Origin of the sequence: Jiangella endophytica (genome assembly GCF_003427025.1) — a bacterium.
In the GTDB taxonomy this organism is placed as follows: domain Bacteria; phylum Actinomycetota; class Actinomycetes; order Jiangellales; family Jiangellaceae; genus Jiangella; species Jiangella endophytica.
This window is the reverse complement of sequence record NZ_QVAI01000022.1, coordinates 108,294-127,437: the sequence shown is the minus strand read 5'-3', so window position 1 is coordinate 127,437 and position 19,144 is coordinate 108,294. Positions and strand designations below refer to the sequence as shown.

At 73.0% G+C, this 19,144-nt stretch carries 14 protein-coding genes and 1 tRNA gene; all 15 read right to left on the bottom strand.

Annotation, left to right across the window (positions count from 1 at the left end; translation table 11 throughout):
- Nucleotides 1-59: 59 nt before the first annotated feature.
- Nucleotides 60-1,169 (bottom strand): o-succinylbenzoate synthase, encoded by a 1,110-nt coding sequence (gene menC / locus DZA62_RS31020; RefSeq protein ID WP_198664387.1) that lies wholly within the window; start codon nucleotides 1,167-1,169, stop codon nucleotides 60-62.
- Nucleotides 1,166-1,996: a GNAT family N-acetyltransferase gene (locus tag DZA62_RS31015; RefSeq protein WP_198664386.1), complete on the bottom strand. Its 831-nt coding sequence runs from the start codon at nucleotides 1,994-1,996 to the stop codon at nucleotides 1,166-1,168. Before DZA62_RS31015 ends, menC begins: the two co-directional genes overlap by 4 nt.
- A gap of 32 nt (nucleotides 1,997-2,028) precedes the next feature.
- A complete protein-coding gene (locus tag DZA62_RS31010; RefSeq protein WP_198664385.1) occupies nucleotides 2,029-3,168 on the bottom strand; it encodes a M20 family metallopeptidase in 1,140 nt (379 codons plus the stop codon).
- Entirely contained in the window at nucleotides 3,165-3,995 is an 831-nt protein-coding gene (locus DZA62_RS31005) for a serine hydrolase (protein WP_198664384.1), read from the bottom strand. The genes DZA62_RS31010 and DZA62_RS31005 overlap by 4 nt, the downstream gene beginning before the upstream one ends.
- 4 nt (nucleotides 3,996-3,999) lie before the next feature.
- The gene (locus DZA62_RS31000; protein ID WP_116952827.1) at nucleotides 4,000-7,326 is read right to left on the bottom strand and encodes a serine hydrolase; all 3,327 of its coding nucleotides are present in this window, start codon (nucleotides 7,324-7,326) and stop codon (nucleotides 4,000-4,002) included.
- Nucleotides 7,323-8,294: an oligopeptide/dipeptide ABC transporter ATP-binding protein gene (locus DZA62_RS30995; RefSeq protein WP_116952826.1), complete on the bottom strand. Its 972-nt coding sequence runs from the start codon at nucleotides 8,292-8,294 to the stop codon at nucleotides 7,323-7,325. The genes DZA62_RS31000 and DZA62_RS30995 overlap by 4 nt, the downstream gene beginning before the upstream one ends.
- Nucleotides 8,291-10,189 (bottom strand): dipeptide/oligopeptide/nickel ABC transporter permease/ATP-binding protein, encoded by a 1,899-nt coding sequence (locus tag DZA62_RS30990; protein ID WP_116952825.1) that lies wholly within the window; start codon nucleotides 10,187-10,189, stop codon nucleotides 8,291-8,293. Before DZA62_RS30990 ends, DZA62_RS30995 begins: the two co-directional genes overlap by 4 nt.
- Entirely contained in the window at nucleotides 10,189-11,196 is a 1,008-nt protein-coding gene (locus DZA62_RS30985; RefSeq protein WP_198664383.1) for an ABC transporter permease, read from the bottom strand. The genes DZA62_RS30990 and DZA62_RS30985 overlap by 1 nt, the downstream gene beginning before the upstream one ends.
- Complete coding sequence (locus tag DZA62_RS30980; RefSeq protein WP_116952824.1) at nucleotides 11,193-12,791, bottom strand: ABC transporter substrate-binding protein; 1,599 nt, start codon at nucleotides 12,789-12,791, stop codon at nucleotides 11,193-11,195. The genes DZA62_RS30985 and DZA62_RS30980 overlap by 4 nt, the downstream gene beginning before the upstream one ends.
- Before the next feature lie 115 nt (nucleotides 12,792-12,906).
- Nucleotides 12,907-14,478 (bottom strand): N-acyl-D-amino-acid deacylase family protein, encoded by a 1,572-nt coding sequence (locus DZA62_RS30975; RefSeq protein WP_116952823.1) that lies wholly within the window; start codon nucleotides 14,476-14,478, stop codon nucleotides 12,907-12,909.
- 53 nt (nucleotides 14,479-14,531) lie between these two features.
- Nucleotides 14,532-15,827, bottom strand: a complete 1,296-nt coding sequence (gene clpX, locus DZA62_RS30970; RefSeq protein ID WP_116952822.1) for an ATP-dependent Clp protease ATP-binding subunit ClpX — start codon at nucleotides 15,825-15,827, stop codon at nucleotides 14,532-14,534.
- A gap of 189 nt (nucleotides 15,828-16,016) precedes the next feature.
- Nucleotides 16,017-16,622, bottom strand: a complete 606-nt coding sequence (locus DZA62_RS30965) for an ATP-dependent Clp protease proteolytic subunit (protein WP_116952821.1) — start codon at nucleotides 16,620-16,622, stop codon at nucleotides 16,017-16,019.
- 45 nt (nucleotides 16,623-16,667) lie between these two features.
- Nucleotides 16,668-17,273, bottom strand: coding sequence for an ATP-dependent Clp protease proteolytic subunit (locus DZA62_RS30960; protein ID WP_232827653.1), 606 nt, complete (start codon nucleotides 17,271-17,273; stop codon nucleotides 16,668-16,670).
- A 259-nt stretch (nucleotides 17,274-17,532) separates the two neighbouring features.
- Complete coding sequence (gene tig, locus DZA62_RS30955; protein WP_116952819.1) at nucleotides 17,533-18,993, bottom strand: trigger factor; 1,461 nt, start codon at nucleotides 18,991-18,993, stop codon at nucleotides 17,533-17,535.
- A gap of 69 nt (nucleotides 18,994-19,062) precedes the next feature.
- Nucleotides 19,063-19,138 (bottom strand) — tRNA-Pro (locus DZA62_RS30950).
- Nucleotides 19,139-19,144: the final 6 nt, after the last annotated feature.

Genomic DNA, 19,144 nt, shown 5'->3' with positions numbered 1-19,144 from the left:
GGGACACCGCTACACGAAACCGCCCGAGTCCGTCGGCCGGCGGGGTCCGTGAGGCCGCGTCAGGCGGACGGGAGCCAGGTGGTCGATGTGGTCAGCGATGCGAGCACGTCGGGCAGCGGCTCGACCCCGAGGCCGGGGCCGGCCGGCACCGCGACGTGCCCGTTGGCCAGTACGAACGGCTCCGTGACGTCCTGGGCGAAGTAGCGGTCCGACGCCGAGGTGTCGCCGGGCAGGGTGAAGCCCGGCAGCGCCGCCAGCGCGACGTTCGCCGCCCGGCCGAGACCGGTCTCGAGCATGCCGCCGCACCACACCGCGGCGCCGTGCGCCTGGGCGAGGTCGTGGATGCGCCGCGCCTCCAGGTAGCCGCCGACCCGGCCAGGCTTGACGTTGATGATGCGGCAGGCGCCGAGCAGCAGCGCGTCGGCGGCGTCCTTGGCCGACTCGATCGACTCGTCCAGGCAGATCGGCGTCCGCAGCAGCCGGGCCAGCTCGGCGTGCTGGCGCAGGTCGTCCTCGGCCAGCGGCTGCTCGATCAGCAGCAGGTCGAAGTCGTCGAGCGCCGCCAGGACGCGGGCGTCGGCCAGCGTGTAGGCGGCGTTGGCGTCCACCTGCAGCAGCACGTCGTCGCCGAACCGCTCGCGGACGGCGCGCACCGGCGCGACGTCCCAGCCGGGCTCGATCTTCAGCTTGATCCGCAGATAGCCCTGCTCGAGGTAGCCGCCGACGGCGTCCAGCAGCGCCGGCACGGAGTCCATGATCCCGACGGAGACGCCGGCGGGCACACGGTCGCGCACGGCGCCGAGGTACGCCCCGAACGACTCGCCGCGGGCTCGCAGCCAGGCGTCCAGTACCGCCGTCTCCAGCGCGGCCTTCGCCATGCGGTGCCCGCGCACCGGCTCCAGCAGGCGCGCGACGTCCAGTGGCCCGACCTCGCCGGCGGCGAGCAGCCGCGGCGCGAGGAACCGGGTGATGACGTCGGCCGCGCCGTCGGCGTACTCCGGCGAGTACAGCGGCTCGCTCATCGCGACACACTCGCCCCAGCCGTCGCCGTCGGGGGTCGCGGCGCGGACCAGCAGCACGTCCCGCGCGGTCTCGACGCCGAACGACGTGCGGAACGGCGCCACCAGCGGCATCGCGATCCGGCGCAGCTCGAACCCGGTGATCTTCACGTGTCCGTCCTCTCCACCACGTACGTCCCCGAGCGGGTGAACCCGGCCACCCGTGCGCCGCCGCCGATCAGCTCGCCGAGCACGTCGCGCATGGCCGCCCGCCATAGCCGGGCGGTCTCCGGGTCGGCGCCGCGTAGCGCCTCGATGTCCGGCGGCGTCGCGACCGAGAGCCGCGGCGCCCGCGCCCATGCCGACCGGGGCGCCACCACGGGCCGTCCGGACGGCGACTCCGACAGCGCCTCGACCGCGTCGGCAGGCACGGCCGCCCCGGTGCCGCCACCGGCCGCGCAGGCCGCCACCACCTCCGGCGCGTCCAGCCGCCAGCGCATCAGCAGCCGGTCGCTGCCCTGCCCGCCGTTGATGGCGTCGTCCATGTCGCCGTAGAAGTCGACCAGGTAGTCGCCCGGCCGGGCCTGCAGCTTGGCCAGGTTGAAGTAAGCGTTGCGGCGCACCAGCGGGTCGAATGTCCAGGTGATCTCACTGAGCCCGCGCTCCAGCGCCCACTCGCGCTGGTGCGCCTTGAGCGCGAACCCGACGTGCCGGCCGCGGGCGGCGGACGAGACGCCGGCGACGTGCGAATGCAGCGACCGGCCCGGCGGCGCGGCGAAGAACCCGACGCAGGCCCCGATCAGCTCGTCGCCGTCGAAGGCGCCGGCGAGGTAGTTGCCGGCGTGGGTGAGCGCGCGCAGGTGCTCGACGGTGACGGGCGGGTTGGACCGGTCCGGCTGCCAGATGCGGTCGAACAGCGCGTAGACGTCCTCGAGCTCGCTGAGCGCGGACAGCTCACGGATGGTCAGGCGGGCGACGGTGGCGGGCTGAGCAGCCATGTCGTCGATGATCCTCCGCTCCGGGACGCTGGTCATGGTCGTCCGGTCCGATCCGCGGCGTCCGGGTTCGTGCTGGACGACGAGCCGTCGCGGACGGCGTCGACCAGCCCGGCGAGCAGTGCGGCCCGCCGTGGCAGCTCGTCGACGAGGACGTACTCACCCGGCGCGTGCGCCCCGGCACCGACGGCGCCCAGCCCGTCCAGCGTCGGGGTGCCGTCGCCGGCGACGATGTTGCCGTCCGAGGCGCCGCCCACGTGCGCCGACGCCAGCGGACCCAGCCCGAGCCGCTCCGCCACCGAGCACGCCAGCGCGTACAGCGCGGCCGACGACGACGGCTCGAACGGCGGGTGCCGCGGCCCGCGGACCACGTCGACCTCGGCGCCGGTCAGCCGCGGCGCGAGCGCGAACAGGCCGTCGTCGACCCGCCGCAGCTCCTCCGCGGTCGGAACCCGTGCGTCGACGTGCACGGACGCCGTCGCGGGCACGGTGTTCGCGGTGGTGCCGGCGGCGGTCAGGGTGGGTGTGACGGTGGCGCCGTCGGGCCCGCGGTCCAGCGCGGCGATCGCCAGCACCTGGTGCGCCAGCTCGACCACTGCGTTGACACCGTTCCACGGTTCCAGCCCGGCGTGCGCCGCCCGGCCGGTGACCCGCACCTCGTACCAGGCGACGCCCTTGCGCGCGGTCTTCAGGGCGCCGCCGTCGGCGGAGGCCTCCAGCACGAACGCCGCGTCGGCCCGGGCCGCCTCCTCGTGCAGCAGCGGCCGCGACGTCAGCGCGCCCAGCTCCTCGTCGCCGGTGACCAGCACGGTGATCCCGTCGAGCGACGACAACCCCGAGAGCGAGTGGAACAACTGCACCAGCCCGGCCTTCATGTCGAAGCAACCCGGCCCGTAGGCGCGCCCGTCCTCGACCCGCCACGGGTGCTCGGCCAGCGAGCCGACCGGCCAGACGGTGTCGTGGTGGCCCAGCAGGAGCACACCGGGCGGTCCGAACCGCCAGCGCAGGTGCGTCCTCCCGTCGACGACGATGCGCTCGGGCGCCGCGCCGGTCAGCCGCTCGCCGAGGTCGGCGACGACGTCCGCGGACGTCGCCACCGCCGCGCGGTCGGCCGACGGCGACTCGCACTCGACCAGCGTCCGCAGGTCGGCCGTCATCGCCGCGACGCCGCTCATCGGGCCGCCCGCAGGTGGTCGACGGCGATCCGCGCGGCCGTGCCGATGACGGCGTCGGCCGCCGGGTTGCGGAACGCAGGCCCGGGCAGCCGCAGGAACACCGCGACCGCGTACGCCGCGCCGTCGGGGTACTCGACGACGCCCACCTCGTTGCGCACGTGCGACAACGTGCCGGTCTTGCCGCTCACCTTCACATCATCGTCCGGAAAGCCGGAGGTGAGCCGGTGCGGCCAGACCTGAAGTCCCATGATTCTGCGGGCCTCGGCGCAGGCCTGTTCCGGCAATCCGTCGGCGGTCCAGATCCGGCGCAGCAGCGTCGTCGTCTCACGCGGTGTGCTGCGGTTGGTCGTCTCGGGGTCCAGCACCCCGCCGAGGCCGTCCGCCTCGATGATGCGGAACAGTCCGGCGCAGTCCTCCTCGAGCACCGTCCCGGGCAGTCCGAGCGCCGCCATGCCGGCGTTGATGCGCTCGCGGCCGAGCAGCGCCATGAGCGCGTCCGTCGCGTGGTTGTCGCTGACGCTCATCATCAGGTACGCGACGTCGCGCAACGACAGGTCCGCGTCGTCGAGCATCACCGACAGACCGGTCGGGCCGAGCGTCCGCCCGCCGGCCGGCACGCGCATTCGGTCGGTGTGCGCCCGCTCGCCGGCGGCGAACTGCCGGCACAGCTCGACCAGCACCGGGATCTTGAACACGCTCGCGGTGACGACCGGGGCGTCCGGATCGACGCCCGCCTCGGCACCCGAGGCGAGGTCGGTCGCGTGCAGGAACCCGGTCACGCCGGCCGCCGCGAACGCGTCGCGCAGCTCCCCCTCGACCTCCCCCACAGCGTCAGGCGACCTTCGGCGTCGCGCGGACCCCGAGATGCACGTACGGCGACCCGTCGGCCAGCTGGTAGAACGTCACCGGCGTCCACGTCTCGTTGCCGGGCAAGCGGGTCACGTACAGCCCGTCCCGCACGGGCACGAGGTCCAGCTCCTTCGGCTCCTCGTCCAGCCCGGCCACGTCGCGGGTCATCGTCATCCGCAGCTTCGGCCCGGTCTCGGCCTGCCAGACGTCGAGCCGGACGCTGGTGCGCTCGTAGGTGCCCACGTGCGGGGCGATGTCGGCCTCGACCGGCTCGGCCGGCGGGGACAGCGGCGTGGCCATCTCGACGCCGGCGACGTCGCGGCAGATCTCCCGGATCAGCGTCTCGTACAGGTCGCGGGTGTGCCCGCCGTTGGTGAGCAGCGTGACGGCGACATCCTGGTCCGGCAGCACCCGCAGGAACGCGGACTGTCCGATGGTGTTGCCGTCGTGCCCGAACAGCCGGGTGCCGTTCCAGTCCAGCCGGAACCAGCCCAGTCCCCACGAGTCGGCCAGCGTGTAGGGGTCGGGCAGCCTGACCTGCTCGTCCCGCATGGCGGCGGCCGTGCTCTCGGCCAGCACGCGGGTGCCGTCGGCGGCCACACCCCCGGCCAGGTGCATCCGGGCGAACGTCAGCACGTCGGCGACGGTGGCGGTGATCAGCCCTGCCGGTCCGGCCGACCGCGGCAGCACCCAGATCGGCGCGCGCCGGTACGGCTCGTCCTCCTCGTGCACGTGCCCGACGGCGGTCCGGTAGAGCAGCGCGTCGTCGGGCAGGGTGACCGTGTGGGTCAGCCCGAGCGGCGTGTAGAGGAGCTCACGCATCGCGGTGTCCCAGGTCTGGCCGGTGAGCTTCTCGATCACCCGGCCGGCGGTGGTGAACCCGGAGTTGCAGTACGACCACGTCGCGCCGAGCGGGTGGTTGAGCGGCAGCCCGGCCAGCGCCGCGACGTACTTCTCCAGGCAGTCGTCGCCGCGGCCGGTGTCGAGGAAGAAGTCGCCGTCGATGCCGCTGGTGTGCGTCAGCAGGTGCCGCATGGTGACCCGCGCCGTGGCGTCCTCGTCGGCCAGCCGCAGCTCCGGCAGGTACGTGACGACCGGCTCGTCGAGGTCCAGCTTGCCCGCGTCGGCGAGCGCCATGACGACCGTCGCCGTCCACACCTTGGTGATGGAGCCGATCTGGAACAGCGTGTCGGGAGTCGCCTCGACGCCGGTGTCGACGTTCGTGACGCCGTGCGCCAGCTCCAGGGTCTCGTCGCCGCGGGCGATGCCCAGGGCGGCGCCGGGGACGCGGTAGCGATCGGCCAGCTCGGCCAGCCGCCGCTGCCAGTGGTCGCGGTCGAGGGTCGGTGCGGTGATGCTCGTCATCGGGCTCTCCTTCTTCGACGTGTACTGCGTGACCCAGTCGACGATCCGGCGGGCGTAGTCGAGCCGGTGCGACGGGCGCCCGGCCAGGATGAACAGGTGCGACGCACCCGGGTAGAGCACGAGCCGGGCCGGCACGCCGCGGGCGCGCAGCGCGGCGAACCACTGTTCGGCCTGCTCCGGCGGGCAGCGGTCGTCGTTCAGGCCGTGCAGCAGCAGCGTCGGCGTCGTCACCGCGGCGACGTTCGTGTACGGCGACTGCGCGGCGGCGCGCTCGGGGTCGGCGAACGGGACGGCGGTCTCGAACGCCGCCAGGTAGTGCCCGGCGTCGGACGTGCCGGCGAAGCTGGTGAGGTCGGTCAGCGAGCCGCCCGGGATCGCGGCGGCGAAGCGGTCCGTCCGGCCGGTCAGCCAGCAGGTCATGAAGCCGCCGTAGCTGTACCCGGTGACGGCCAGCCGGTCCGGGTCGGCGACGCCCTCGGCGACCAGCTGGTCCAGCGGCTCCAGGAAGTCGCGCTCGTCGGCCAGTCCCCACCGGCCGACGGCGGCGGTGAAGAACGCCTCGCCGTAGCCGTCGCTGGCCCGCGGGTTGAGCAGCAGCACCGCCCAGCCCTGCCGGACCAGCTGCTGGTGGTACGAGTGCCCGACGTCGGGCGCCGGGCTCCACGCGTTGTGCGGGCCGCCGTGGATGTCCAGCAGCAGCGGCCCCGGCCGGCCCGTGCCGGCGCCGGCCGGGCGGAGCAGCCAGCCGTGCACCTCGGTGCCGTCGGAGACGGTGAAGACCCGCTCCTCCGCGACCGGCAGCGCCAAGTCGGCCGGCGAGTGCGCGGTCAGCGTCGTCTCGGCGCCGGTCCCGACGTCGGCCAGCGCGACCTCGCCGTAGGACCCCGGCCCGGCGACGACGAGAGCGGCGCGCTCCCCCGCGACGGACAGCCCGGATACGACTCGGCCGGCGCCGCCGAGCAGCGGCCGCACCGGTCCCCCGTCCACGGCGGCGGCGTAGACGTGCGTGCAGCCGCGGTCCCGGGCGCAGAACACGACGGTGCTCCCGTCGCCGGCGAGCTGCGGCAGCCCGCCTGGGTAGCCGGGCCCGCCGGGCATGACGTTGCGGTCCAGGTCCGCGGTGAGATCAACCGCCGGGCCGCCGTCCAGCGGGACGCGGTACAGCCGTTGGTGCCCGACGGCCGCCCGCGCCATGCCCACGACCACCAGCGCGCCGCCGTCCCGGGTCCACGTCACCGGGCCGGCGGCGCGCAGCTCTCCGACGGGGTCGCCCAGCGGCCCGCCGTCGGCCGGCATCACGTAGACAGAGGACTCCATCGTCAGGTCGGCGTCAGCGGACGTCGCGGCCGAGAACGCCAGCCGCGCGCCGTCCGGCGACCACGCCGGCGCCCCGGCGCTCCAGTCGCCCTCGGTGAGCCGCGTCGTCGTGCCGGTCGCGACGTCGACCACGTGCACGTGCTGACGCAGGCCGCGCAGCAGCCCGGCGCCGTCGGCCTTGTAGCCGAGCCGGTCCAGCACGATCGGGTCGGTGTCCTGCTGCCCCGTGGTGTCGACGACGGCCGCGAACGCGATACGGGTGCCGTCCGGGCTCCACACCGGCGCGCCGGCGCCCTTCGGCAGGTCGGTCAGCGCGGCCGGTTCGCCGCCGGCCAGCGGCAGCAGCCACAGCTGCGGCGGCCCGTCGGCCGCTCGGAGAAAGGCCAGCGACGAACCGTCCGGCGACCACGCGGGCGACGCGTCCGCCCGCCCGTGGGTGAGCCGCCGCGGTTCCCCGCCGCCCGTCTCGACCAGCCACAGCGACGACACGTTCTCGTCGGCCTCGGCGTCGCTGCCCTTCAGCACGTAGGCCACGCGCGTGCCGTCGGGCGACAGCGCGGGCTCGGCGGGAACGGCCAGGGCGAGAACGTCGTCCGGGGTCGGTGGTCGGGTCTGCTCGGATGTCACGGGGCCGGCACCTCCAGGATCTCGGCGGCGAAGTGGCAGGCGGCCCGGTGCGGACGGTCTGCCGCGCCGGACTGCGGGTCGGTCTCGGCGCAGATCGTGCGCTCCGGCCGGGTCAGCGGGCCGATCGGGCAGCGACGGTGGAACCGGCAGCCCGGCGGCGGGTCGTGCGGCGACGGCGCCTCGGTGTCCAGGCGCTGGTCGTCGGCGGGGACGGGGTCGTCCAGCGCGACGCCGAACGCCGGCGCCGCGTCCAGCAGCGTGCGGGTGTACGGGTGCCGCGGCGCGGACAGCACCGCGTCGGCCGGGCCGGCCTCGACGATGCGGCCGAGGTACATGACCGCGATGACGTCGCTGACGTAGCGCACCACCGACAGGTTGTGCGAGATGAACAACATCGTCAGGCCGAGCTCGCGCTGCAGGTCACGGACCAGGTTGAGGACCGAGCCCTGCACCGAGACGTCCAACGCCGAGGTGATCTCGTCGGCCAGCACCACCTCGGGCTCGGCGGCCAGCGCCCGGGCCAGCGCGACCCGCTGGCGCTGCCCGCCGGACATCCCCGACGGCAGCGACTTCGCCCGGGCCGGGTCCAGCCCGACCAGCTCCAGCAGCCGGGCCACCTCCGCGGCCCTGGCGGAGCGGCGACGCCGGCCGGGCAGCGCCTCGGAGATCGACTCCCCGATGGTCATCCGCGGGTCCAGCGAGGCGTGCGGGTCCTGGAACACCAGTTGCAGCCTGCGCCGGTCGCGTCCGGTCCGCAGCGGGGCGCCGTCCAGCCGGATCTCGCCGCCGGTCGTCGGGACCAGCCCGACGGCGGCCTTGGCCAGCGTCGACTTGCCCGAGCCGGACTCGCCGACCAGCCCGACGACCTGGCCCTGCGGGACGACCAGGTCGACGCCGTCGACCGCGGTCAGCGCCGAGCGGCCGGTCCCGAACCGGACCGTCGTGCCCTCGAACGACAGCTCCCTCATGCCTGGCCTCCCGTGACGGCGTCCAGCGTCAGGTCCAGCGGCCGGCTGCGCGGGTGCCAGCAGGCGGCCCGCTGGTCCGGCGCGACGGCGGACAGCCCGGGCCGCACCCGGCATGCGTCGTCGGCGAAGTCGCAGCGCGGCGCGAAGGCGCAGCCCTCGGGCCGGTCCGCGGGGTCCGGCGGGCGGCCCGCGATGGTGGCCAGCGGCCGGTCGCGGTCGGTCGCGAGGTCGGGGACGGAGGCCAGCAGTGCGCGCGTGTACGGGTGCGCGGCCGCGCCGAGCCGCCCGACCGGCAGCTCCTCGACCACCCGCCCCGCGTACATGACGACGACCCGCTCGCACAGCTGGGCGACGACGGCGATGTCGTGTGAGATCAGCACGACGGCCGCGCCGGTCTCGGCCTGCACGTCCTTGAGCAGCCGGAGCACCTGCCGCTGTACGGTGACGTCGAGCGCTGTGGTCGGCTCGTCGGCGATGATCAGCTCCGGCGTGCTCATCAGGCCCATCGCGATCATCGCCCGCTGGCGCATGCCGCCGGAGAACTCGTGCGGGTACTGGTGCGCCCGCCGCTCCGGCGCCGGGACGCGGACGGTGCGCAGCCGGTCGACGGCGCGGGCCAGGGCGGCTCGCTTGCCCTGCCGCTCGTGCACCCGGGTCACCTCGGCCAACTGCCGGCCGACGCGCATCGACGGGTTGAACGAGGTCATCGGGTCCTGGAACACCATCGCGACCCGGGTGCCGAGCAGGTCGCGCACCTCGGCGCCGGTGCGGCCGAGCGGCGCGACGCCGGCCACCTCCAGCCGCCCGGCGGTGACGTGCGCGGCGTCCGGCGCGAGCTGGGCCACGGCGAGCGCGGTGAGGCTCTTGCCCGAGCCGGACTCGCCGACGATGCCCACGGTCTCGCCGCGGCGGACGGTGAGGCTGACGCCGTCGACGGGATGCGTCCAGCCGCCGTCGCGCGCGGGGAACGCGACCCGCAGGTCGTCGGCGGCGAGGACGGCGTCCCCGTCGGGCTCGGCGGCCGCCGCCGTCATCGCCGGCTCGGTCTCGGGTGCGCGCCGGCGGCGCACCGCCCGCACGCCGACCACCTGAGCGATCGACTCGCCGAGCAGGGTGAACGCGAGTCCGGCGACGACGACGGCGACGCCGGGCGCGAGTGCCGCGGCCGGATTGATGTAGATGCGGTCCAGCCCCTCGCCGAGCAGCCGGCCCCAGTCGTAGGCCGGCGGCTGCACGCCCAGACCCAGGAACGACAGCCCGGCGAACGACAGCAGCGCGGTGCCCGCCATGACGGTGGCGTTGACGACCAGGGGCTCGCCGATGTTCGGGAGCAGGTGCCGGGCGATCAGCCGGAACCGGCCCACCCCCGCCACCCGTGCGGCCGCCACGTAGTCCCGTCCGGCCACCGCGGCCACGTTCGTCTGCACCAGCCGGGCGAACGACGGCGCGCCGGCCAGCGCGATCGCGAGTACGGCGCCGCGGGCGCCGACCCCGAAGATCACCGCGAAGAACAGCGCCAGCAGCAGACCGGGGAACGCGACCGCCAGGTTCACCGCCGCCGTCACCAGCCGGCCGGCCCGCCGTCCGAGCACCGCCGGCAGCACGCCCAGGACGACCCCGGCGGTGACACAGATCGCGGTGGCCAGCAGCGCGAGCCCGAGCGAGTAGCGTGTCGCGACCAGGACCCGCAGCAGGATGTCGCGGCCGAGCGCGTCGGTGCCCAGCGGATGCTCCGACGTCGAGCCCTGCGACAGCGCCGCCGGGTCGGTCTCCTCGGCCGCGTCGCCCCAGAGGATCGGCGCGACGATCGCGAGGATCGCCAGCAGCACCAGCAGGCCCGCCGCGACCGCGCCGACCGGGTTGCGCAGCGCGGCCCGCCACTGTTCGCGTCCCATCAGCCCTCCCGGATGGTCGAGCGCGGGTCGGCGACCGCCAGCAGCACGTCGACGACGAGGTTCACCAGCAGCACCGCGGCGCCGTAGACCAGCACGATGCCCTGGACGACCGGATAGTCCTTGGCCAGGATCGAGGAGACGATCGTCATCCCCATGCCGGGCCAGGCGAACACGTTCTCGACCAGAACGGTGCCGACGATCATGCCGCTGAGCAGCAGGCCGCCGATGGTCAGCGTCGAGGTGAGCGCGTTCGGGAAGACGTGGCGCACGTACACCCGCAGCGGCGGCAGCCGCTTGGCCCGGGCGGTGCGGACGAAGTCCTCGTCCATCACCGCGAGCGCCTCGACGCGGACGATGCGGGCCATCAGCAGCGCCGGCCCGAGCGACAGTGCCAGCACCGGCAGCACGTACGACGACCCGCCGCCCCGCCCGGCCACCGGGAGCCAGCCGAGCGATACGCCGAACACGAACACCAGCCCCACGGCCAGCAGGAACTCCGGGATCGCCGCGACCACCGCGCTGGTGGAGGTGAACCCGAGCTCCGCGCCGCGCCGCCGCCCGCCCCGGGTGAGCACCGCCATGGCCAGGCCGAGCGGGATCGCGGCCAGCATCACCACGACGAACGCCACGATGGCGAGGCTCGCGGTGGCCGGCAGCCGCTGGCCGATCGTGTCCGACACCGGCACCCCGGACGTCATCGAGACGCCCAGGTCGCCGGAGAACAGCGCCCGGACGTAGTTCACGAACTGCGTGCCGAGCGGGTCGTTCAGCCCGAGCGCCTCCCGTCGCGCGTCCACGAGGTCCGGCGGCGCGGTGACGCCGAGCGCCGCCCGCACGGGGTCGCCGGGGATCAGGTGGATCATCCCGAACGCGAGCGTCACCAGAACCGCGAGCGACACCAGCAACCGGCCCAGGCGGCGGAACAGGAAACCGGCCCAGGGGTTGCCGGCCCACGCGGACACCCGGGTCCGCGTGGGCGCGGGCGGTGCGGCGACGGGAGCCGTCACGAGGCCGACAACCGGATCGTCGCCGGAATCGGGCCGTCACCACCACGTTCGACCGTGACACCGTCCAGGAACAGCGGGATGGTCTCGTCGGCGAAGAGCAGCACGTCGTTCGCGGCGAACAGCGCCTGCTCCGCCTCCATCCACTTGTCGCAGCCCTCCTGGCCGGGCAGCGTCATCGCCTCGGCGACGGCGGCGGCGTAGTCCGGGTTGTCGATCGAGGCGAGGTTCACCCCGCCGTCGGCCGGCGTCGCGCCGGACAGGAACGGCACCATCTGGCTGGGCAGCCGCAGGTTCACCGGCAGCAGCGCGGCGCCCCACGACCCGGTGCCGAAGACCACCTCGTTGTACTCCGTCGGCGGCAGGCCGCGGGTGGTCGCCGCGACGCCCAGCTCGGTCCACGTCGACGCGATCAGCTCGGCCGCCGCGGCCGTGGTGTCGCCGCGGGTGCTGTTGTAGATCAGCTCCAGTTCCAGGCGGGTGCCGTCCTTGCCGCGCACGCCGTCCGACCCGGCCGTCCAGCCGGCGTCGTCGAGGGCGGTCGCGGCCGCCTCGGCGTCCGGTGCCGGCAGCTGCCCGTCGACGGCGTCGTAGCGGCAGACCAGCGGATCGATGATGGCCAGCGACTCCGAGCGCTGTCCGTAGCCGCCGGTGATCACCGACATCAGCTCGTCGTAGTCGAGGGCCTGGGCCAGCGCCGCACGGACGGCGTCGTCGGCGCCGGGGTTGCCCGCCGCCTGGTTGAGGAACAGCTCACCGACGACCGCCCGCATGGTCAGCTGCTCGTAGCTCTGCTCGAGCCGCTGCCGGTCCGGGCCGACGACGGAGGCGGCGTCCAGCTCGCCGGAGAGCAGCAGGTTCGCCGCCGTCGACTCGTTCGCGATGACACGGATGTTCACCGTGGCCGGCGTGCCGGGCTCGTCGGCGGTGGCGCCGTCCGGGCCCCACGTGTAGTCGTCGCGGCGCTGGAACGTGTAGTGGTCGTCGCGGACCACGTCGGTCAGCTCGAACATCCCGGTGCCGATGCCGGCCTCCTCCAGCAACGACGGGTCGTCCAGGCCGGCCTTGCAGACGATGAACAGCTCGCCGGTGCTCTGCAGCAGGAACGGGTCCGGCGACGGCGCGGTGAGCGTGACGGTGCGGGCGGCGTCGTCGGCGGTCGCGGTCAGCACCGGCGGGATCAGCACACCCCGCACCGGCGACACGTTCGCCTCGTCGACCACGAACTGGAAGTTCGCCGCCACGTCGGTGGCCGTCAGCGGCGTGCCGTCGGAGCAGGTGACGCCGTCGCGCAGCGTGTACGTCACGGACTCCGGCGTGACCTCCCACGACTCCGCCAGCCACGGCAGTTCCTCGCCGTCGGTGGTGAAGTAGACCAGCTTGTCGTACAGGTAGTTGTCGATGGCGCGGGTCGCCGCGAGCACCGTCAGATGCGGGTGCAGGTTGCCCGGGTCGGCGGCGACCGCGGTGGTGAACGTCCCGTCGACGGCGGGTTCGGCGTTGCCGCCCGCCTCGCTGGGACCGTCTCCGCCGTCGGAGCCGCCGCAGGCCGCGAGGAGCAGAGCGAGGGCCGCGGCGAGCGCTGGGGCGATGCGCATGACCAACTCCTTCAGGAGAGCAGGTGGTCCGCACAGCCTGGCCCCGTGGCCCGGCTCGCGTCTTTGTCCGATCCGACGACCCCGGGCCGCGGAACTCGTCGGTCCGTACCGACGCTCAGGCGCGCAGCACCCGCCCGGCCCGCTCGCCGGTGAAGCCGCCGCCGTCGACGACCACCCGGCCGCCCAGCACGACCGTGTCGACGCCGTCCGGCGTCACGGCCGGGTCGGTGTAGCTGCCGGCGTGGCCGATGCGCTCCGGGTCGAAGACGGTGACGTCGGCGTGCGCGCCGGGCAGCAGCACGCCGCGGCCGGCCAGCCCGAACTGGCGGGCGATCAGCGAGGTCGCCTTGCGGATGGCCTCTTCCCAGGTCAGCACGTTCTCGTCGCGGACGTAGGTGCCCAGCAACCGCGGGAAGCAGCCGTAGGTGCGTGGGTGCTGCAACCCCATGGGCGGGCCGTTGTCCGAGCCGATGCCGACCAGCGGGCTGGCCATGATCGCCCGCACGTCCGGCTCGGCCATCATCTCGACGACGATCATGGCGGCCGGATCGTCGACGACGAGGTCACAGAGCGTGTCGAACGGGTCGGCGGCCCGTTGGGCCGCCAGGTCGGCGACGGTGCGGCCGACGGCGTCGTGGTCGCGGTGCCCGGTGACGATGACCTGCGCGGGCGTCGTGTTGGCCCACATGCCGTCGCCCGGGTCGCCGCGCTCGGCGTCGGCCCGCAGCCCGACCCGGTACGCGGGGTCGGCCAGCCGCGTGGTCATGGCCGCGGCGCCGCCCTCGGCCGCGCGGTTCGGCAGCAGCGCGAGCAGCACCGTCCCGCCGGCGAGGTACGGGTACTGGTCGCCCATGACGTCGACGCCGGCCAGCCGGGCCGCCTCGATCCGTTCCAGCAGCGCGGCGCTCTTGCCGTGCGCGGCCCGCCCGGCGGCCTTGCAGTGCGAGATCTGCAGCCGCACACCGCCGGCCCTGGCGACGGCCACCGCCTCGTCGATGGCGTCCTCGACGTAGCGGCCCTCGTCGCGCATGTGGGTGGCGTAGGTGCGGCCGTAGGCGCCGGCGACGCGCGCGATCGCCTCCAGCTCGGGCCGCTCGGCGAAGCAGCCCGGCGGATAGATCAGGCCGGTGGAGAAGCCGACGGCGCCGGCCTCGAACGCCTCGGCGGCCAGGCGCTGCATGTGCTCGACCGCACCGGGACGCAGCTCGTCGCCGGCGCCGTTGGCCGTGAGCCGCAGCGTGTGGTGGCCGACGAGGTAGGCCAGGTGGTTGGTGGGGCCGTGCCGCTCGACGCGCTCCAGGAACGCGCCGAAGGAGCCGGACGGCGGCGGGATGTCGCAGCCCAGCTCGCCGTACATCGCCTGGACGATGGCCGCGGAGTCGTCGTCCAGCGGGGCGAAGCTGAACCCGCAGTTACCGGCCACCTCCGTCGTGACGCCCTGCAACAGCTTGAACGGCTGCGGGTCGTCCATCAGCGGCACCATGTCGCTGTGCGAGTGGGCGTCGACGAAGCCGGGCGCGACGTACCGGCCGGTGCAGTCGACGACCCGGGCGCCGGTCTCGTCGACGGCCGCACCGGGCGCGACGGCCCGGATGACGCCGTCGGCCACGACGACGTCGGCTGGTGCGCCGGGCGAGCCGAGGCCGTCGAACACAGTGCCGCCACGCAGGACGAGTGTCTCGCTCATGGGCGGATTCAACCGCAGGCCCGGCCCGCCGTGTTCGTCGGATCGGCCAAACGTCAGGCGGACTTCTCGCGGCGCTCGCGCTTGCGCGGGCCCTCGCGCGGCACCAGGGTGGGCAGCACGTTGGTCTCGACGACGTCGCGGGTGATGACCACCCGGGCGACGTCGTCGCGCGACGGCACCTCGTACATGACGTGCAGCAGCACCTCTTCGAGGATGGCCCGCAACCCGCGCGCGCCGGTGCCGCGCAGCAACGCCAGATCGGCGACCGCCTCGACCGCGTCGTCGGTGAACTCCAGCTCGACGTGGTCGATCTCGAACAGCCGCATGTACTGCTTCACCAGCGCGTTGCGCGGCTCGGACAGGATGCGGATGAGCGCGGCGCGGTCCAGCGGCGACACCGTGGTGATGACCGGGAGACGGCCGATGAACTCCGGGATCAGCCCGAACTTGAGCAGGTCCTCGGGCATGACCTCGCCGAAGGTGTTCACCGCCTCGCGCTCGGACTTGGACCGGATCTCGGCGCCGAAGCCCAGGCCGCGCTTGCCGATGCGGCCCTGGATGATGTCGTCCAGCCCGGCGAACGCGCCGCCCACGATGAACAGCACGTTCGTGGTGTCGATCTGGATGAATTCCTGGTGCGGGTGCTTGCGCCCGCCCTGCGGCGGCACGGACGCCGTGGTGCCCTCGAGGATCTTCAGCAGCGCCTGCTGCACGCCCTCGCCGGACACGTCGCGAGTGATCGACGGGTTCTCGCTCTTGCGGGCGATCTTGTCGACCTCGTCGATGTAGATGATGCCGGTCTCGGCCTTCTTGACGTCGTAGTCGGCGGCCTGGATCAGCTTCAGCAGGATGTTCTCGACGTCCTCGCCGACATAGCCGGCCTCGGTCAGCGCGGTGGCGTCGGCGATGGCGAACGGCACGTTCAGCATCTTCGCCAGCGTCTGCGCCAGGTACGTCTTCCCGCACCCGGTCGGGCCGATGAGCAGGATGTTCGACTTGGACAGCTCGACGGCGTCGTCCTTGCCGTGGCCGCGGGCGGCGGCGGACTGGCGCGCCTGGACCCGCTTGTAGTGGTTGTAGACGGCGACGGAGAGCGCCTTCTTGGCGACGTCCTGACCGATGACGTACTGCTCGAGGAACTCGTAGATCTCGCGCGGCTTCGGCAGCTCGGACAGCCCGCCGGCCTCGGCGGTCTCGCTGAGCTCCTCTTCGATGATCTCGTTGCAGAGATCGATGCACTCGTCGCAGATGTAGACCCCGGGCCCTGCGATGAGCTTCTTCACCTGCTTCTGGCTCTTACCGCAGAACGAGCACTTGAGCAGGTGGTCAGCGTCGCCGATGCGTGCCACGCGGTACGTCCTTCCGTCTACGGTTGCGATCTCGGCCGTGCAGACCCACGTCGCGGATCGACGTCGTGCGTATCGCCGGCTCTCGCGAGCCCTGCGTTGCCTTCGACGTTACAACGTCTGGTGGACAAACGGGCACCCGGAGAGCGGATCGGGTCCGGCGCGTCGCCGCCGGACCCGATCGGTGCGAGGTCAGCCGACCAGGCTGGCCTTGCGCGAGGCGGTGAAGTTGTCGACCAGGCCGTAGTCGATGGCCTCCTGCGTGGTCAGGATCTTGTCGCGCTCGATGTCGTTGCGCACCTGCTCGAGGCTGCGGCCGGAGTGGTCGGAGAGCATCTTCTCCAGCAGCGAGCGCATGCGCAGGATCTCGTTCGCCTGGATCTCGATGTCGCTGGCCTGGCCGTAGGTGCCCTCGGTGTAGGGCTGGTGGATGAGGATGCGCGCGTTCGGCACCGCCAGCCGCTTGCCGGGGGCGCCGGCCGCCAGCAGGACGGCCGCCGCGGACGCCGCCTGGCCCATGCAGACCGTCCGGACGTCCGGCTTGATGAACTGCATGGTGTCGTAGATCGTCGTCATCGCCGTGAACGAGCCACCGGGCGAGTTGATGTAGATCTCGATGTCGCGGTCGGGCTCCATCGACTCCAGGCAGATCAGCTGCGCCATGACGGCGTTGGCGACGTCGTCGGTGATGGGCGTGCCGAGGAAGATGATGCGCTCCTCGAACAGCTTGCCGAACGGGTCGATCCGCCGGAAGCCGTAGGACGTGCGCTCCTCCCACTGCGGGATGTAGTAGTTCACTGGGGTCTCCTCTGTCGGGGTGGTCGCTCGGTGTCGTTGGCGGCGTCAGGCCGTGCCGCCGCCCTGGGAGACCTGCGAGGCGCTCTCGACCACGTGGTCGACGAAGCCGTACTCGAGCGCCTCCTGCGGCGTGAAGTAGCGGTCGCGGTCGGAGTCGGCCTCGATGCGCTCGACCGTCTGGCCGGTGTGGTGCGCGATCAGCTCGGCCATCTCGCGCTTGGTGCGCAGCATCGCCTCGGCCTGGATGCGAATGTCGCTGGCCGAGCCGCCCATGCCGCCGGACGGCTGGTGCATGAGGATGCGGGCGTGCGGCAGCGCGTACCGCTTGCCGGGCGCGCCCGCCGTCAGCAGGAACTGGCCCATCGAGGCGGCAAAGCCCATCGCCAGCGTGACGACGTCGGGCTTCACGTACTGCATGGTGTCGTAGATGGCCATACCGGCCGACACCGAGCCACCGGGCGAGTTGATGTAGAGGTTGATGTCGCGGTCGGGGTCCTCGGCCGCCAGCAGCAGCAGCTGCGCGCAGATGGCGTTGGCGTTCTCGTCGCGGACCTCGGAGCCGAGGAAGATGATGCGCTCCCGCAGCAGCCGGTTGTAGATGTGGTCGTCCAGACCACCACCGATGGTCGGCGTCGGGGAATGGGCCTGAATGAGGGACGGGCCCGACGTCTCGGGGCGTGTGCTCACCGTGATCTCCTTGGGGCTACTACAGGTCGTCGAGACCGTATGAGACTTCTTGCTTCTTCGTGGTGCCAACGACACTAACCACAAAGGCCGCGGCGACCATCCGCCGCATGGCCCGTGTTCGCTGACGGCGTGCGCGGCGAGTCCATATGGTGCGTAAACGCGATCAGGTGACCAGCCGTGGGCATGGTCACCTGATCTGCGTGCTCGTGCTGTGGTCCGGCCGTCAGGCCTTCTTCTCGTCCGCCTTGGCATCTTCCGCCTCGGCATCGGCCACCTCGGCATCGGCGGCCTCGGCATCGGCCTGCTCGGTGCCGGCCTCCGCCGCGTCGGCCTGCTGCTCCTCGTCGAGCTCGGCGAACTCGAACGAGCCGTCGACCGCCGGGGCGGGGACGCCCTCGAGCTCGCTCGGGTCGGCCAGGGTGCCGTCCTCGCGCAGGCGGTTCAGCTCGACCTCGTTGCCGGAGGCGTCGGTGACCTTCGCCTTCTCGACGGCGAGGGCCAGCGCCTTGCCGCGCGCGACGTCGGCGACGACGGCCGGCAGGTTGCCCTGGTCGACCAGCTGCTGGGCGAGCTGGTTCGGGTCGATGCGCGAACGCATGGCCTGCTGGATGATGTACGAGCTGAGCTCGTCCTGCGAGACCTCGATGTTCTCGGACTTCACCAGCTCGTCGAGGACGAACTGCTGGGTGAGGTTGCCGCGCATCTGCTTCTCGAAGTCGGCCCGGTGGTCGTCGTCGCCGTGACCGTCGGCCAGGTGCTCCTCGACCTGCTGGGCGATGAGCTCCTCGGGCAGCGGGATGTCGCCGGCGTTCGCGAGGAGCTGCTCGAGCACCTTGTCGCGGGCGGACATGGCCTGCTCGATGCGCTTGCTGTTCAGCGCCTGCTGGCGGATGTCGTCGCGCAGCTCGTCGAGGGTGTCGAACTCGCTGGCCAGCTGGGCGAACTCGTCGTCCAGCTCGGGCAGCTGCTGCTCCTTGACGGCGTTGACCGTGACCTCGACGTCGACCTCTTCACCCTCGTGGGTGCCGACGAGCGTCGTCTTGAACGTCTTCGACTCGCCCGCGGTGAGGTCCGCCAGGGCCTCGTCCAGGCCGTCGACCATGCCGCCGCGGCCGATCTGGTAAGAGACGCCGCTGGCCTGGCCGCCCTCGACCGGCTCGCCGCCGTCCGTAGCGTTGAGGTCGATCTGCACGAAGTCGCCGTCGGCGGCGGCCCGCTCGACCGTCACCAGGGTGCCGAATCGCGCCCGCAGCTCGTCGATGCGCCCGCTGATGTCGTCGTCGGCCACCTCGAGGTCGTCGACCTGGACCTCCAGGCCCTCCCACTCGGGCAGCTCGATCTTCGGCTTCACCGTCACCTCGGCGGTGAACTTGAGGTCCTCGCCCTCGCCGAACTGCGGCTGGTCGATCTCGGGCTGCGCCAGCGGCGTCAGCTCGTTCTCGCGCATCGCGTCCTGGTACAGCTGCGGAATCGCCTCGTTGACGGCCTCTTCCAGCACCGCCGGCCGGCCGATGCGCTGGTCGATGACCATCGGCGGGACCTTGCCCTTGCGGAAGCCCGGCACCGTGACCTGGGCGGCGATCCGCTTGTAGGCGGACTGGATGTTCGACTCAAGCTCGGCGAAGGGAACCTCGACCGCGAGCCGGATCTTGGTCGGGTTGAGGGTCTCGACGACGCTCTTCACGCTCTCGTGTCTCCTGTGTGGGTGGTCTGCGGCACGAACGCAACGATGCTGCCTGTTGCGAACGCGGGCTGGTCGGGGCGACAGGACTCGAACCTGCGATCTCCTGCTCCCAAAGCAGGCGCGCTAGCCACTACGCTACGCCCCGGGTGCC

What these genes read in the sequence shown, in the direction of transcription:
- DZA62_RS30990 (WP_116952825.1), bottom strand. Translation starts at nt 10,189, where the DNA reads ATGGGACGCGAACAGTGGCGGGCCGCGCTGCGCAACCCGGTCGGCGCG.
- DZA62_RS30995 (WP_116952826.1), bottom strand. Translation starts at nt 8,294, where the DNA reads ATGAGGGAGCTGTCGTTCGAGGGCACGACGGTCCGGTTCGGGACCGGC.
- DZA62_RS31015 (WP_198664386.1), bottom strand. Translation starts at nt 1,996, where the DNA reads ATGGCTGCTCAGCCCGCCACCGTCGCCCGCCTGACCATCCGTGAGCTG.
- DZA62_RS30980 (WP_116952824.1), bottom strand. Translation starts at nt 12,791, where the DNA reads ATGCGCATCGCCCCAGCGCTCGCCGCGGCCCTCGCTCTGCTCCTCGCG.
- DZA62_RS30975 (WP_116952823.1), bottom strand. Translation starts at nt 14,478, where the DNA reads ATGAGCGAGACACTCGTCCTGCGTGGCGGCACTGTGTTCGACGGCCTC.
- DZA62_RS31010 (WP_198664385.1), bottom strand. Translation starts at nt 3,168, where the DNA reads ATGAGCGGCGTCGCGGCGATGACGGCCGACCTGCGGACGCTGGTCGAG.